This window comes from Streptomyces davaonensis JCM 4913, assembly GCF_000349325.1.
GTDB classification, from domain to species: Bacteria; Actinomycetota; Actinomycetes; order Streptomycetales; family Streptomycetaceae; genus Streptomyces; species Streptomyces davaonensis.
Genome location: NC_020504.1, coordinates 2,044,902 through 2,059,297 on the forward strand (window position 1 = coordinate 2,044,902; position 14,396 = coordinate 2,059,297).

Consider the following 14,396-nt stretch of genomic DNA (forward strand, 5'->3'; position numbering starts at 1 on the left):
CCCTTCTCAGCCGGTGGTGAAGGTGAAGTCGTCGACGTCGAACAGCGCGCCCGAGCCCGTGGCCCCCTTGAAGAACAGGTACAGGGTGGTCGTGCCGCGCGGTGCCCGGGTCAGCGGTGCGGTGACGTCCTGGAAGTTCTCCCAGCCGCCGGTCACGGGCACGGTCGCCGTGCCGAGCAGGGTGCCGGTCGAGGACCCCGCACGGATCTCGAGCGTGCCGCCCGCCCCGCCGGACGAGACGCGTGCCGTGACGGACTTGGCGTTGCCGAGGGCGTACGGGGTGAAGGAGATCCAGTCGCCGTTGTCGATGTCGCCGACGGTCCTGCCGCCATGGGCGCCGGTCTTGGTGATGAGCGAGACTCCGGAGCCGTTGCCGAAGTGCTCGGCCTGGCGGTGCTTGGGCTGGAGGACGCTCTGGTCGTGGGTGGTCAGCGGGGCCTGGCCGCCGCCTCCGCCGTCGGTGTACTCGGCGTCCATCACGCCGAAGATGTTGGCGTCCTCGTCGTGGCCGCCGTCGGCGCTGGTCTGGATGGTGCCGGTGCAGCCGTTCGCCGAGGTGACCGGGTGGCCGTGGCTGTCGTGACCGAGGACGAAGGTGACCTTGACCTTGGAGCAGTCGATGGTGCGGTCCTCGGGGTCGCTGACCCTCACCTTGAACGGGATGGCGTCACCGAAGGCGAACAGCTGCCCGTCCTGCGGGAGTTCCAGCGTCACCTTGGGCGCGGTGTTGCCCACCACGACCTGCACGCTCGCGCTGCCGGTGCGCCCTGAGGGGTCCTTGGCGGTCAGGGTCGCGGTGTAGGTGCCGTTCTTGCGGTACCGGTGGGTGGGGTCGGCCGTGGTGGACGTGGTGCCGTCGCCGAAGTCCCAGCTGTAGGTGAGGGCGTCGCCGTCCTGGTCGGTGGTGCCCTCGGAGGAGAACTGGACCCGCAGCGGGGCCTGTCCCGAGGTGCGGTTCGCGGCGGCCTGGGCGACCGGGGAGTGGCCGTCGGTGGCGTTCTCGATGCGGTAGAGGGCGGAGTGCTCGTCGCCGCCGAACCAGGAGACGCCGTAGTCGAGGACGTAGAGCGCGCCGTCGGGGCCGAAGGCCATGTCCATCACCTGGGTGCCGGTCCACGGCACGTCGTCGATGGACTGCACGGTGCCGTCGGCGTCGCTGCTGATCCGCTTGATCCAGCGGCGGCCGAACTCGCCCGCGAAGAAGTCGCCGTCGTAGGCCTCGGGGAACTTCACCGGGGAGTCGAGAGCGGCGTCGTAGTGGTAGACCGGGCCGCCCATCGGGGATTCGGAACCGGTGCCGAACTCGGGCAGCGAGCCGCCGTCGTACGGGATCCAGGCCGCCTGGGCCGGGGGCAGGTCGGTGAGCCCGGTGTTGTTGGGCGAGGTGTTCTTCGGGGCGGCGCAGTCGAAGGCGGCGCCGGACTGGCCGGTGCCGAAGTCGTAGTCGACGTAGGCATCGTTGTCGCCGGTGCAGTACGGCCAGCCGAAGTTGCCGGGCCCGGTGACGCGGGCGAACTCGACCTGGCCCGCCGGTCCGCGGGAGGGGTTGGCGGCGCCGGCGTCGGGGCCGTAGTCGCCGACGTAGAGGATGCCCGTCGCCTTGTCGACGCTGAAGCGGAACGGGTTGCGGAAGCCCATCGCGTAGATCTCGGGCCGCGTCTTGTCGGTGCCCGGCGCGAAGAGGTTGCCCTCGGGGACGGAGTACGAGCCGTCCGCGTCGACCTTGATACGGAGGATCTTGCCGCGCAGGTCGTTGGTGTTGCCGGAGCTGCGCTGGGCGTCGAACGCCGGGTTGCGCGTGGCCCGTTCGTCGATGGGCGTGAACCCGTCGGACTGGAACGGGTTGGTGTCGTCGCCGGTCGACAGGTACAGGTTGCCGGCCGCGTCGAAGTCGATGTCGCCGCCGACGTGGCAGCAGATGCCGCGCGAGGCGGGGACGTCGAGGATCTTCTTCTCGCTGGCGGTGTCGAGGGTGCCGTCCGTCTTCAGCACGAACCGGGAGAGCCGGTTGACGCCGTCGAAGGGCGCGAAGTCGGCTGCGGTGCCGGTCTCGGGGGCGTCGCCCGCGGGGGTGTTCATCGGGGGCGCGTAGTAGAGGTAGATGAAGCGGTTGTCGGCGAAGTCCGGGTCCACGCCGACGCCTTGGAGGCCCTCCTCGTCATGGGCGTACACGTCGAGCTTGCCCGCGAGCCTGGTGTTGCCGGCCGCGTCGGTGAGGCGCAGTTCGCCGTCACGGGAGGTGTGCAGGACGGAGCGGTCGGGAAGGACGGCGAGCGACATGGGCTCGCCGACCTCCGCCTCGCCCTTGGCGAGGGTGACCTGCTGGAAGTCCTCGGCGGCCACGGCGTTGTCGGCGACAGCCGGTGGCGCGACGAGGGTGAGGGAGGCGCCCGCCAGCAGTGCGCCGCTGAGCAGCGCGACCGTCTTGCGGAGAGTGAAGCGTCGTCTGTGGGTCTCGGTTCTGTCGTGGCCGGTGGTGCGGTCTTTCGCGTGCACGAATTGCCTCCAGAATGGGGCTGGTTGTACATGCGGGTGCTGTGCGCCGGGGTGCGCCGTCACCCCGGAGACCTGTGGAGGGGTTCAGTTGCCGAACGCCGCGTCGAACGAGGCCGACGGGGGTTCGAAGTCGTAGGTCTTCAGGCGGGCCAGTGCCTCGGGAGCGCCCTGGAGCCGGTCCATTCCGGCGTCCTCCCACTCCACGGAGATGGGGCCCTGGTAGTCGATGGAGCGCAGCATCCGGAAGACGTCCTCCCAGGGGACGTCGCCGTGGCCCGCGGAGACGAAGTCCCAGCCGCGGCGGGGGTCGCCCCAGGGCAGGTGGGAGCCGAGGCGGCCGTTGCGTCCGTCGAGGCGCTTGCGGGCCTCCTTGCAGTCGACGTGGTAGATCCGGTCCCGGAAGTCCCACAGGAAGCCGACCGGGTCGAGGTCCTGCCACACGAAGTGCGAGGGGTCGAAGTTCAGGCCGAAGGCGGGGCGATGGCCGACCGCCTCCAGGGCGCGCTGGGTGGTCCAGTAGTCGTAGGCGATCTCGCTGGGGTGGACCTCGTGGGCGAAGCGGACGCCCTCGGCGTCGTACACGTCGAGGATGGGGTTCCAGCGCTCCGCGAAGTCGTCGTAGCCGCGTTCGATCATCGACTCGGGGGCGGGCGGGAACATGGCGACCAGGTGCCAGATGGCGGAGCCGGTGAAGCCGATGACGGTGTCGACGCCGAAGGCGGCCGCGGCGCGCGCGGTGTCCGCGATCCGCTCGGCGGCGCGTCGCCGCACGCCCTCCGGGTCGCCGTCGCCCCAGATCTCGCCGGGCAGGATGGCCTGGTGGCGTTCGTCGATGATGGCGTCGCAGACCGCCTGGCCGACCAGGTGGTTGGAGATCGCCCAGCACTTCAGGCCGTACTTGTCGAGCAGCGCGTGCCGGGAGGGCAGGTACGAGGGATCGGCGAGGGCCTTGTCGACCTCGAAGTGGTCGCCCCAGCAGGCGAGTTCGAGTCCGTCGTAGCCGAAGTCACGGGCGAGGCGGCAGACCTCTTCGAGCGGGAGGTCGGCCCACTGTCCGGTGAAGAGCGTGAAGGTGCGCGGCATGTCCGGTGGCCTCCTCAGACCGCTATGGGGGTGTAGACGGAGTTCTTCTCGGCGCTCTCCTCGACCGCGGCGAGGACGCGCTGCACCTGGAGCCCGTCGGCGAAGGAGGGGTCGGGCTGCCGTCCCTCGGCGATGGCGTGCACCAGGTCGCGGGCCTGGTGGACGAAGGTGTGCTCGTAGCCGAGGCCGTGGCCCGGCGGCCACCAGGCGTCCAGGTAGGGGTGCTCGGGTTCGGTGACGAGGATGCGGCGGAATCCGGCGTGCGCCGGGGACTCCGTACCGTCGTGGTAGGAGAGTTCGTTGAGCCGCTCCAGGTCGAAGGCCAACGAGCCGCGTTCGCCGTTGAGTTCGAGGCGCAGGGCGTTCTTGCGGCCGGTGGCGTAGCGGGTCGCCTCGAAGGAGGCGAGGGCGCCGGAGGGGAAGCGGGCGGTGAACAGGGCCGCGTCGTCCACGGTGACCTGGCCGGTTCCTCCGGTCGCCGCGGCGGACAGGCCCTTGACCGCTTCGGCCAGCGGCCGTTCCCGTACGAAGGTCTCGGTCAGGGCGGAGACCCCGGACAGCTGCTCGCCGGCCACGTACTGGGCGAGGTCCACGATGTGCGCGCCGAGGTCGCCGAGCGAGCCCGAGCCCGCGTGCTCCTTGCGCAGCCGCCAGGTCAGCGGGAACTCGGGGTCCACCAGCCAGTCCTGAAGGTACGTCACTCTCACGTGCCGCAGTCGGCCGAGCCGCCCCTCGGCGACCATCCGGCGGGCCAGCGCGGTCGCGGGCACCCGGCGGTAGTTGAAGCCGACCATCGCCAACTGGCCGCGTTCCCGGGCCTCTTCGGCGGCCCGGACCATGGCCTCGGCCTCCTCGACGGTGTTCGCGAGGGGCTTCTCGCACAGGACGTGCTTGCCCGCGGCCAGCGCAGCGACGGCGATCTCGGCGTGGCTGTCGCCGGGGGTGCAGATGTCGACGAGGTCGACGTCGTCCCGGGCGATCAGCGCACGCCAGTCGGTCTCGGCCGCCGCCCAGCCGTGCCGGTCGGCCGCCGCGCGCACCGCGGCCGCGTCCCGGCCGCACACCGCGGCCAGGACCGGGCGCCGGGGCAGGTCGAAGACGCGTCCCACGGTGCGCCAGCCCTGGGAGTGGGCGGCGCCCATGAAGGCGTAGCCGACCATGCCGACGCGCAGCGGCGGCTGCTCGGCCTCGGCACCTGCTGACTGCTGCGGCTGTGCCATGCGGATGTCCTCCTCGTGCGTTCGTCGGGGGGTGGCTCACCTAGGGCCTGTTCAGCGGATGAACCCCGCGTCGCGGGCCCTGGGGACGGCACGGCTCACTTGAAGCCGGTGGACATGTACTGGTCGACGTTCTCCTTGTCGACGACGGCGGAGTACAGCGTCAGCGAGGCCGGGATCTCGAACTCGGCGAGTCCCGACACGCCCTTGGCCTGGCCCAGCGCGCGGGCGAGGTCGATCGCGGAGGCGGCCATGGTCGGCGGGTACAGGACCGTCGCCTTGAGCACTCCGTCGTCCTGCTTGATGGCCTGGAACGCGGAGAGCGCGCCCGCGCCGCCGACCATCAGGAAGTCGTCCCGCCCGGCCTGCTCGATGGCGCGCAGCGCGCCCACGCCCTGGTCGTCGTCGTGGTTCCACAGCGCGTCGAACTTCGACTGGGCCTGGAGGAGTTGGGCCATCTTGGCCTGTCCGGACTCGACCGTGAACTCGGCGGCCTGGCGGGCCACCTTCTTGATGTTGGGGTAGTTCTTCAGGGCGTCGTCGAAGCCCTGGGTGCGCTGCTGGGTGAGTTCGAGGTTGTCCAGGCCCGCCAGCTCGATGACCCGGGCGTCCGGCTTGTCCTTGAGCTTCTCGCCGATGTACGTGCCGGCGTTCAGGCCCATGCCGTAGTTGTCGCCGCCGATCCAGCAGCGGTACGCCTGCGGGGAGTTGAAGATGCGGTCGAGGTTGATGACCGGGATGCCCGCGCGCATCGCCTTCAGGCCGACCTGGGTGAGCGCCTTGCCGTCGGCGGGCAGCACCACCAGGACGTCGACCTTCTTGTTGATCAGCGTCTCGATCTGGCCGATCTGGGCGGCGGTGTCGTTGGAGCCCTCGGTGATCTCCAGGGTGACGTCGGAGTACTTCTCCGCCCGGTTCTTGGCGTTGTCGTTGATCGCGTTGAGCCAGCCGTGGTCGGCCTGGGGTCCGGCGAAGCCGATGGTGACGGCCTTGCCGGGCTTGTCGTCGGCGGCCGGCTGGTCGTTGGCTGCCGGTTCGTCGTCGGACTCGTTGCTGGTGCAGGCGGTGAGGACGGCACCCGCGGATACGGCGGCGGCCCCGAAGAGCAGTCCTCTGCGGCTCGTGAACTGTGGCATGGCGGTGAACCCTTTCCTCAGGTCGTGCTTGCGGTACGGCGCTGGACCAGCACAGCGGCGACGATGATCGCGCCCTTGGCGATCTGCTGGACGTCGCTCTGGAGGTTGTTCAGGGCGAAGATGTTGGTGATCGTGGTGAAGATCAGGACGCCGAGCACGGAGCCGGTGATGGTGCCGCGGCCGCCGCTGAGCAGCGTGCCGCCGATGATCGCGGCGGCGATGGCGTCGAGTTCGTAGAGGTTGCCGTTGGTGTTCTGGCCGGAGCCGGACAGGATGATCAGCAGGAAGGCGGCGATGCCGCAGCACAGCCCGGACAGCAGGTAGAGGTAGAGCCGCTGGCGGCGGACGTCGATGCCGGCCAGCCGGGCGGCCTCCGCGTTGCCGCCGACGGCGACCGTGCGGCGGCCGAAGGTGGTGCGGTTGAGGATCAGCCAGCCGATCACGGTGACGACGGCGAAGACCATCACCAGCGGCGGGACGCCGAGGACGTAGGCGTCGCGTTCGCCGAGGTCGAGGATGCTGGGGATGGTGACGATCTGCGTCTTGCCGTCGGTGATCTGGAGGGCAAGGCCGCGCGCCGAGGCGAGCATGGCGAGCGTCGCGATGAACGGCACCATCCCGCCGTACGCGATCAGCAGTCCGTTGACCAGTCCGCAGCCGACGCCCACGAGCACCGCGGTGAACAGGACGCCGCCGAAGCCGTAGTCCTGGGTGGCGACGGTGGTCGCCCAGACCGAAGCCAGGGCGACGATCGCGCCCACCGACAGATCGATGCCGCCGGAGGTGATGACGAAGGTCATGCCGACGGTGACGACGCCGATCACGGAGGCCTGGGTGAGGACGAGTTGGAGGTTGCGGGTGTCGAGGAACTCGTCGGGCTTGGTGATGCCGCCGATGACGACCAGCGCGGCGAGCACGCCGAGCAGGGACAGGGTGCGTACGTCGGCGCGGGCCAACATCCCGCGCCACGCCCAGGGTTCCCTCGTCGACGGTATTTTGTCGGCGCTGTCCCTGGGCGGAGACATGTGCTGCGTCATGACGCCGGGCTTCCTTCCATGACGAGGTCGAGGACACGGTGTTCGTCGAGGTCGCGAGCGGGCGCGGTGTGCACGACGCGCCCCTCCCGCAGCACCAGGACACGGTCGGCGAGGCCGAGGACCTCGGGCACCTCGCTGGAGACGAGCAGGACGGCGAGGCCCTCGTCAGCCAGGCGCCGCACGACCGCGTACAGCTCCGCGCGGGCGCCCACGTCGACGCCCCGGGTGGGTTCGTCGAGGAGCAGGACCCGGCAGCCGCGCAGCAGCCAGCGGGCGAGGACCGCCTTCTGCTGGTTGCCGCCGGACAGGGTGCGCACGGGCACGGCCGGGTTGTCGGGCCGCAGCGACAGCTCACGCGTGGCGGCGCGGGCGGCGCCCAGTTCGGCGCCGCGATCGATCCAGCCGCCGCGGGAGAAGCGGGACATGGAGGAGACGGAGACATTGCGGGTGACGGACTCCAGCATCAGCAGGGCCTGCGCCTTGCGTTCCTCGGGGGCGAGCCCGAGCCCGGCGCGGACGGCGGCACGGACGCTGCCGGGCTTCAACTCCCGCCCGTCCACGAGGACTTGACCGGACGAGGGCTTGCGGGCCCCGTAGATCGTCTCCAGGATCTCGGAGCGCCCCGAGCCGACCAGTCCGGCGAGTCCGACGATCTCACCGGGCCGGATCTCCAGATCCAGCGGCTCGAACTCGCCGACCCGGGACAGCCCTTGGACCTGGAGCACCGGCGTGCCGCCCGCGTCTCCCACGGGCCGCTCGGGGAAGACGTACTCGACGTTGCGGCCCGTCATCAGGGCCACGACGTCCCGGGTGGGCGTCGACTTCGCGGGCAGCCCGACCGCCACGGCCCGGCCGTCCTTGAGCACGGTCACCCGGTCGCCGATGCGCCGGATCTCCTCGAGCCGGTGCGAGATGTAGACGACGGCGACCCCGTCGGCGGTCAGGTCGCCGACGATGCGGAAGAGGTTGTCGACCTCGTCCGGGTCGAGCGCGGCGGACGGCTCGTCCATCACGATCAGCCGTACGTCGTGCGACAGCGCCCGCGCCATGGACACGATCTGCTGCTGCGCCGCCGACAACTCCCCCACCAGCCGCGCCGGATCGATCTCGGGATGCCCAAGTCGCTTGAGGAGTTGGGCAGTCGACGCTCGCGCGCTCTTTCGTCGTACGACGAACCCGGCGGCCGTCGGTTCATGGCCGAGGTGGACGTTCTCGGCCACCGACAGGTGCTCGACGAGGTCGAGTTCCTGGTAGATGGTGGCGATGCCCAGGCGCATGGCGGCGATCGGTGAGCGCAGGGTGACGTCCTCGCCGCGCCAGCTGATGGTGCCGGTGTCGGGCTGGTGGGCGCCGGCCAGGACCTTGATGAGGGTGGACTTCCCGGCGCCGTTCTGGCCGAGCAGACAGTGCACCTCCCCGGCCTGGACGTCGAGGTCGACTCCGTCGAGGGCCCGGACACCGGGGAAGGACTTGGTGATGCCGGACATGCTGAGCAGCGGTGGTTCTGGTGCCATGAGCTCCCCTTGGCGGACGTGCGGACCGGTGTCAGGGCAGGGCGAAGCAGACAGATGTGCTGGAGTGACTCGTGTAACGAGTCGGTTGCGCGTGCTCGTCGAACAGATGCGATGGCGCGGATGAGAACGGTGAGAGGGTGCGGTTACGCGGGTGAGAACAGGTGGTCGCTGATGAGCCGGGCCGCGCCGATGACTCCGGCGGTGGGCCCCAACTCCCCGAGCACGATGGGCAGATTGCCGGTCGCCAGCGGCAGCGACTGGCGGTAGACCTGGGTGCGGATCGCGGCGAGCAGGGTGTGGCCGAGGCCGGTCACCCCGCCGCCGATCACCACCAGGCCCGGGTTGAAGAAGGAGACGAGACCGGCGATGACCTGGCCGGTGCGGGTGCCGCCCTCCCGGATCAGATCGAGCGCGGTGGCATCGCCCGCGGCGGCCGCGGCGGCGACGTCGACGGCACTGAGCGTGCCGTTCGCCTCCAGGCGTGCGGCGAGTTCGGCCGACCGCCCCTGCTGGGCCGCCTCCACGGCGTCCCGGGCGAGGGCCGCCCCGCTGAAGTGAGCCTCCAGACAACCCTGGTTGCCGCAGGCGCAGGGCCTGCCGTCGGGGACCGCCTGGATGTGCCCGATGTCGCCAGCACTGCCCGTCGTACCGCGGTGGACATGGCCGTCGACCACGATGCCGCAGCCGATGCCGGTGCCGATCTTCACGCAGAGGAAGTCGCCCACGGAGCGTGCCACGCCCGCGTGCTGCTCCCCCATCGCCATCAGGTTCACGTCGTTGTCGACCATGACCGGGCAGCCGAGTTCCTGGCTGAGCGCCTCCCGCACGGGGAAGCCGTCCCAGCCCGGCATGATCGGCGGGGCCACCGGGACGCCCTCGGGGAAGCGGACGGGTCCGGGGACGCCGATGCCGGCGCCGTCGTACCCCTCCGCGAGTCCCGTCGCCCGCAGTTTGGCGGCCATGGCGAGGACCTGCTCGAAGACCGCGACCGGGCCTTCGCGCACGTCCATGGGGTGGTTGAGGTGTCCGAGGATCTCCAGTTCCGCGTTGGTGACGGCGACGTCGACCGAGGTCGCGCCGATGTCGACACCGAGGAAGCGGAGCCCCGGGTTGAGCCGGATGTTGTGGGAGCGGCGGCCACCGCGCGAGGCGGCGAGCCCGTCGGCCACGACCAGGCCCGTCTCCAGCAGCCGGTCCACCTCCACGGCCAGCTTGGACCGTGACAGATCGACCTGATCACCCAGTTGCGCCCGGGAGTTGGGACCCCCGTCTCGCAACAGCTTGAGCAGCCGGGCCTGATGGCCGTTCGCGGGTCGCGCCGTCATCCGTCTCACGTGCCCCTCCCCGCCTCAATCGGCCACCAGTTGCCGGGCTTTCGAGGGGAACGTAGCAGCGGCAGCGGTGGCTGGGAAGAATCTGTGCACGAATTCCCTACGACTTTTTCCACTGACAGGACAAAGCCTGGTGTCGTCGGCGTCGGCACCGCAGGATGGCCAACGAGCAGAGAGGGGATCTCGTGTTACTGGTGACAGGTGCGACGGGGAACGTCGGCGGCGAGCTGGTACGGGGCCTGGCGTCGACCGGGGAACCGGTCCGCGCGCTGAACCGCTCCGGCAGTCCGGAGGGGCTGCCGCCGGGCGTCGAGGCGAGGGCGGCCGACCTGAACGAGCCCGACACCGTGCGGGGCGCACTGGACGGAGTGGAGGCGCTGTTCCTGATGCCGGGGTACGGCGGGCAGCGGCAGATCCTGAAGGACGCACGGGCGGCGGGAGTGCGGCGGGTCGTCCTGCTGTCCAGCCCGTCGGTGCGCACCGGCGACCGGGGCAACGCGGTCGCGGGCTACCTGATCGAGGCCGAGGAGGCGGTCCGCGAGTCGGGCCTGGACTGGACGTTCGTCCGGCCGACGAGCTTCATGTCCAACGCGCTGCGGATGGCGGACCGGATCCGCGCGGGCGAGACCGTACGGCTGCCCTTCCCCGGCGTGCGCACGGCCGACGTCGACCCGTACGACATCGCCGCGGTGGCCCGGCACGCCCTGCTCTCCGACGCGTACGCAGGGCGCGCGCTCGAGGTCACCGGGCCCGAGGCGCTGCTGCCCGCCGACCGCGTCCGCATCCTGGGCGAGGTCCTCGGCCGGGAGTTGCCCGCGGTCGGGCTCACCGACGAAGAGGCCCGCGCCGAGCTGGAGTCGGAACTGCCGAAGCCGTACGTCGACGCCTTCTTCAGCTTCTACGTCGACGGCACGCTGGACGAGTCCGTGGTGCTGCCGACGGTCGAGGAGGTCACCGGCCGGGCCCCGCGCACCTTCGAGGACTGGGCGCGGGAGCACGCCGACGCCTTCTGAGACGCAGGACGCTCAGCCCTGCTGGCGGGCGTGGTACGAGGTGCGGGTGTGCTCGGTGTGCTCGCGCATCAGCTCGGTGGCGCGCTGCTGGTCCCGGTCGGAGATGGCCGCGATGAGGCGGCGGTGCTCGATCCAGGACTGCTGCCCGCGCTGCCGGGCGACCGGCGTGTAGTACCAGCGCACGCGCCGGTCGACCTGGGCGGCGAGTTCGGCGAGGACGGCGTTGCCCGCGAGCTCCATGACCTTGGCGTGGAAGCGGGCGTTCATGGCGACGGCGCCGTCCACGTCGTCCGCCTCCACCGCCCGCTCGCCCTCCGCGCACAGCTCCTCGAGGGCGGTGATCCCGGCGGCCCCGGTGTTGGCGGCGGCGAGCCGGGCGGCCTCGGCCTCCAGCAGGGTCCGCACGGTGAGGAGCTGATCGGCCTCCTCCTCGGTCGGCTCGTGCACGAACGCGCCCTGGGCGGGCCGCAGATCGACCCAGCCCTCGGTGTTCAGGCGTTGCAGCGCCTCGCGCACGGGCTGCCGTGACACGCCGAGATGACCTGCGAGTTCACTCTCGACCAGATGCTGGCCGGGGCGCAGCGCACGGGTGGTGATGAGTTCGAGCAGAGCCTCATAGACCCGGTCCCGCAGCGGCCCGGGCCGTTCCAGCTTGGGCACCGCCCCCTGCGGAAGTCCTGTCGACAACATCGCGGTCCCCCTCCAGAGCCGTCGGACAATACCTGAACCAAAGGATTGTCTTTCGTCTACAGTCTACGGCGCACAAGGGCCAGGGAAAGGGGGAGTTGGCCTTGTCACATCAGGGCTTGGGCCGGTTTCACCGGCGTCACGGGCAGCGCACGACCTGCCCCGCATACGACAGGTTCCCGCCGAACCCGAACAGCAGCACCGGGTCCCCGGCGGAGATCTCCCCGCGCTCCACGAGCTTGGCGAAGGCCAGCGGGATGCTCGCCGCCGAGGTGTTGCCGGAGTCGGTGACGTCCTTCGCCACCACGGCGTTGACGGCGCCGATCTTCACCGCGAGCGGCTCGATGATCCGCAGGTTGGCCTGGTGCAGCACGACCGCGGCGAGGTCGGCGGGCGTGAGCCCGGACCGCTCACAGGCCTGCCGGGCGATGGCGGGCAGCTGGGTGGTGGCCCAGCGGTAGACGCTCTGCCCCTCCTGCGCGAACCGCGACGGCGTGCCCTCGATCCGGACGGCGTGCCCCATCTCGGGCACCGAGCCCCACAGCACCGGTCCGATGCCGGGCGCCTCACCCGGAGCCGACGCCTCAACCACGGCGGCCCCCGCCCCGTCGCCGACGAGCACACAGGTCGTACGGTCGGTCCAGTCCGTCACGTCGGACATCTTGTCGGCGCCGATCACCAGGGCCCGGGTGGCGGCGCCCGCGCGGATGGTGTGGTCGGCGGTGGCCAGCGCGTGGGTGAAACCGGCGCACACCACGTTGACGTCCATCGCGGCGGGCGAGGGGATGCCGAGCCGGGCGGCGACCCGGGCGGCCATGTTCGGGGAGCGGTCGACGGCGGTGGAGGTGGCCACCAGCACCAGGTCGATGTCGGCCGGTACCAGCCCCGCCGCGGCGAGCGCCTTGGCCGCGGCGTGCCCGGCGAGCTCGTCGACGGGCTCGTCGGGTCCGGCGATGTGGCGTGTGCGGATGCCCACCCGGGACGTGATCCACTCGTCACTGGTGTCGACCATGCCGGCCAGGTCCTCGTTGGTGAGTACCTTGGCCGGCTGGTAGTGGCCGAGCGCTGCGATGCGCGAGCCGTTCATCGGGGGGTCCCCCTCGTTGCCTTGGGTAGCGGGATCCACCAGTCTGATCAGTGACTCACGGGTACAGCGGCAGGTGATGCCACAGGAATCGGGCGCCCGGGTTGTCGGCTTCTGTCAGCCACTCGGACGCCCGAACACTTCTCGAACGGTCAGCCGTCCCCGGTCACCCGGTGAACAGCTGTGTCGCCTTCTGTACGAGTTCATAGAGACCGTAGGCGAGCGGTGCCCCGACCCACAGCCAGGCGAAGGCGATCAGCCCGCGCCGGTCAGGCGGACTCTGGCTGCTGTCGTTCGACATCGACGGCCTCCTGACGGGGTGCGGGGATGTAATGGCGGGGATGGACGGGCCGGACGAGTTCGTTGGCGACGAAGCCGACGACCAGGAGGCCGATCATGATGCCGAAGGAGAGCCCGTACAGGGACGCGCCGGTCTTCCCCGCCTCCTCCTGCCGGTCGGCGATCCAGTTGACGATCAGCGGTCCGAGCACACCGGCGGTGGACCAGGCGGTGAGCAGCCGGCCGTGGATCGCGCCGACCTGGTGGCTGCCGAAGAGGTCCTTCAGATAGGCGGGGATGGTGGCGAAGCCGCCGCCGTAGAAGGAGAGGATCACCAGCGCGCACAGGATGAACAGCGGCTTGGAGGAGTCGCCGAACAGGGCGATGGAGGCGTACATCAGGGCGCCGACGCCGAGGTAGAAGCGGTAGATGTTCTTCCGTCCGATCAGGTCCGAGGTGGAGGACCAGCCGATGCGTCCGGCCATGTTGGCGGCGGAGAGGAGGGCGACGAAGCCGGCTGCGGCGGTGGCTGACACCGTTGTCTCGGTCTCGGCGAAGAAGTCCATGATCATGGGGGCGGCCTTTTCCAGGATGCCGATGCCCGCGGTCACGTTCATGCAGAGGACGATCCACAGGCACCAGAACTGGGGTGTGCGGATTGCCTGTTTCGCTGTTACCTGCGGGCCGGTGGGGGTTGTTCGCGCCCCCGCGGCGGTAGCCGCAGATTCAACACCGCCCCGCGCCCCTGCGTCGGTTCCAGGCACCCTGACGAGGAGCACGCCCAGCGCCATGAACACCGCATACGACAGGCCGTGTACCAAGAACGCCAGCGCGATGCCGCCACTATCGGCACCGAAGGACTCCAGCATCTGTGCCGACCACGGCGAGGCGATCAAGGCGCCGCCGCCGAAGCCCATGATGGCGATGCCGGTGGCCATGCCGGGGCGGTCCGGGAACCACTTGATCAGAGTGGAGACGGGTGAGATGTAGCCGATACCGAGGCCGATCCCGCCGACGAAGCCGTAGCCGAGGACGATCAGCCAGTACTGCTCGGTGGCCGCGCCGAGGGCGGAGAGCAGGAAGCCGGAGGAGAAGCAGCACAGGGCGACGGTCATCGCCCAGCGCGGGCCGTTGCGTTCGACGAGCGTGCCGCCGAACGCGGCCGACAGGCCCAGCATCACGATGCCCAGCTGGAAGGGGAGCGCGCTCTGGGTGCCGCTGAGGCCGAGCGCGGATTCCAGGGGCGGCTTGAACACGGACCAGGCGTAGGCCTGTCCGATGGAGAGGTGGACCGAGAGAGCGGCGGGCGGAACCAGCCAGCGGCTCCATCCCGGGGGCGCGGTGGGGGGACTCATGATCCCGAACGGTAGGAAGCCGGAAGGTAGTTGAGAAGCCGACGCGTCGACCGTATGCGGTGAACGGTATCCAGCGCGCGACGAACGGTCGAACCGACCGGTTTCCGGTGCTGCGCAAACCCTTGCCCGCCCAACAAGCATACTGTAGACAATATTTCGTCGAC

At 70.5% G+C, this 14,396-nt stretch carries 12 protein-coding genes; 1 reads left to right on the forward strand and 11 read right to left on the reverse strand.

Annotation, left to right across the window (positions count from 1 at the left end; translation table 11 throughout):
* Nucleotides 1-6: 6 nt before the first annotated feature.
* The 7 genes from BN159_RS09015 to BN159_RS09045 all read right to left on the reverse strand — a co-directional run bounded on the left by BN159_RS09015 (nt 7) and on the right by BN159_RS09045 (nt 9,808).
* Nucleotides 7-2,496, reverse strand: coding sequence for a PQQ-dependent sugar dehydrogenase (locus BN159_RS09015; protein WP_015656632.1), 2,490 nt, complete (start codon nt 2,494-2,496; stop codon nt 7-9).
* Between the two features lie 84 nt (nt 2,497-2,580).
* Nucleotides 2,581-3,579 carry a sugar phosphate isomerase/epimerase family protein gene (locus tag BN159_RS09020; protein WP_015656633.1) on the reverse strand — a complete coding sequence of 333 codons (999 nt, stop codon included), beginning with the start codon at nt 3,577-3,579 and terminating at the stop codon, nt 2,581-2,583.
* A gap of 14 nt (nt 3,580-3,593) precedes the next feature.
* Nucleotides 3,594-4,799, reverse strand: a complete 1,206-nt coding sequence (locus BN159_RS09025; RefSeq protein ID WP_015656634.1) for a Gfo/Idh/MocA family protein — start codon at nt 4,797-4,799, stop codon at nt 3,594-3,596.
* A 95-nt stretch (nt 4,800-4,894) separates the two neighbouring features.
* The gene (locus BN159_RS09030) at nt 4,895-5,932 is read right to left on the reverse strand and encodes a substrate-binding domain-containing protein (RefSeq protein WP_015656635.1); all 1,038 of its coding nucleotides are present in this window, start codon (nt 5,930-5,932) and stop codon (nt 4,895-4,897) included.
* Between the two features lie 17 nt (nt 5,933-5,949).
* On the reverse strand, nt 5,950-6,969 hold the full coding sequence (locus BN159_RS09035; protein ID WP_015656636.1) for an ABC transporter permease: 1,020 nt from the start codon (nt 6,967-6,969) through the stop codon (nt 5,950-5,952).
* Entirely contained in the window at nt 6,966-8,483 is a 1,518-nt protein-coding gene (locus BN159_RS09040; RefSeq protein WP_015656637.1) for a sugar ABC transporter ATP-binding protein, read from the reverse strand. Before BN159_RS09040 ends, BN159_RS09035 begins: the two co-directional genes overlap by 4 nt.
* 143 nt (nt 8,484-8,626) lie before the next feature.
* Nucleotides 8,627-9,808 (reverse strand): ROK family transcriptional regulator, encoded by a 1,182-nt coding sequence (locus tag BN159_RS09045; RefSeq protein ID WP_041818987.1) that lies wholly within the window; start codon nt 9,806-9,808, stop codon nt 8,627-8,629.
* Nucleotides 9,809-10,008: 200 nt separating this feature from the next.
* Between BN159_RS09045 and BN159_RS09050 the strand changes: the two genes are divergently transcribed.
* Nucleotides 10,009-10,827 carry an NAD(P)H-binding protein gene (locus tag BN159_RS09050; protein WP_231905595.1) on the forward strand — a complete coding sequence of 273 codons (819 nt, stop codon included), beginning with the start codon at nt 10,009-10,011 and terminating at the stop codon, nt 10,825-10,827.
* Between the two features lie 12 nt (nt 10,828-10,839).
* Here the strand turns inward: BN159_RS09050 and BN159_RS09055 are convergent, their stop codons facing one another.
* The 4 genes from BN159_RS09055 to BN159_RS09065 all read right to left on the reverse strand — a co-directional run bounded on the left by BN159_RS09055 (nt 10,840) and on the right by BN159_RS09065 (nt 14,232).
* Nucleotides 10,840-11,517, reverse strand: a complete 678-nt coding sequence (locus BN159_RS09055) for a GntR family transcriptional regulator (RefSeq protein WP_015656640.1) — start codon at nt 11,515-11,517, stop codon at nt 10,840-10,842.
* Between the two features lie 136 nt (nt 11,518-11,653).
* Entirely contained in the window at nt 11,654-12,601 is a 948-nt protein-coding gene (locus BN159_RS09060; RefSeq protein ID WP_015656641.1) for a beta-ketoacyl-ACP synthase III, read from the reverse strand.
* A gap of 163 nt (nt 12,602-12,764) precedes the next feature.
* On the reverse strand, nt 12,765-12,899 hold the full coding sequence (locus tag BN159_RS47435; RefSeq protein ID WP_015656642.1) for an MFS transporter small subunit: 135 nt from the start codon (nt 12,897-12,899) through the stop codon (nt 12,765-12,767).
* Nucleotides 12,868-14,232: an OFA family MFS transporter gene (locus BN159_RS09065; RefSeq protein ID WP_015656643.1), complete on the reverse strand. Its 1,365-nt coding sequence runs from the start codon at nt 14,230-14,232 to the stop codon at nt 12,868-12,870. The genes BN159_RS47435 and BN159_RS09065 overlap by 32 nt, the downstream gene beginning before the upstream one ends.
* Nucleotides 14,233-14,396: the final 164 nt, after the last annotated feature.

Bases quoted from the DNA above. Each gene is read 5' to 3' on its own strand.
- BN159_RS47435 (WP_015656642.1), bottom strand. From the start codon at position 12,899: ATGTCGAACGACAGCAGCCAGAGTCCGCCTGACCGGCGCGGGCTGATC.
- BN159_RS09040 (WP_015656637.1), bottom strand. From the start codon at position 8,483: ATGGCACCAGAACCACCGCTGCTCAGCATGTCCGGCATCACCAAGTCC.
- BN159_RS09025 (WP_015656634.1), bottom strand. From the start codon at position 4,799: ATGGCACAGCCGCAGCAGTCAGCAGGTGCCGAGGCCGAGCAGCCGCCG.
- BN159_RS09030 (WP_015656635.1), bottom strand. From the start codon at position 5,932: ATGCCACAGTTCACGAGCCGCAGAGGACTGCTCTTCGGGGCCGCCGCC.
- BN159_RS09065 (WP_015656643.1), bottom strand. From the start codon at position 14,232: ATGAGTCCCCCCACCGCGCCCCCGGGATGGAGCCGCTGGCTGGTTCCG.
- BN159_RS09055 (WP_015656640.1), bottom strand. From the start codon at position 11,517: ATGTTGTCGACAGGACTTCCGCAGGGGGCGGTGCCCAAGCTGGAACGG.
- BN159_RS09035 (WP_015656636.1), bottom strand. From the start codon at position 6,969: ATGACGCAGCACATGTCTCCGCCCAGGGACAGCGCCGACAAAATACCG.
- BN159_RS09045 (WP_041818987.1), bottom strand. From the start codon at position 9,808: ATGACGGCGCGACCCGCGAACGGCCATCAGGCCCGGCTGCTCAAGCTG.
- BN159_RS09060 (WP_015656641.1), bottom strand. From the start codon at position 12,601: ATGAACGGCTCGCGCATCGCAGCGCTCGGCCACTACCAGCCGGCCAAG.
- BN159_RS09020 (WP_015656633.1), bottom strand. From the start codon at position 3,579: ATGCCGCGCACCTTCACGCTCTTCACCGGACAGTGGGCCGACCTCCCG.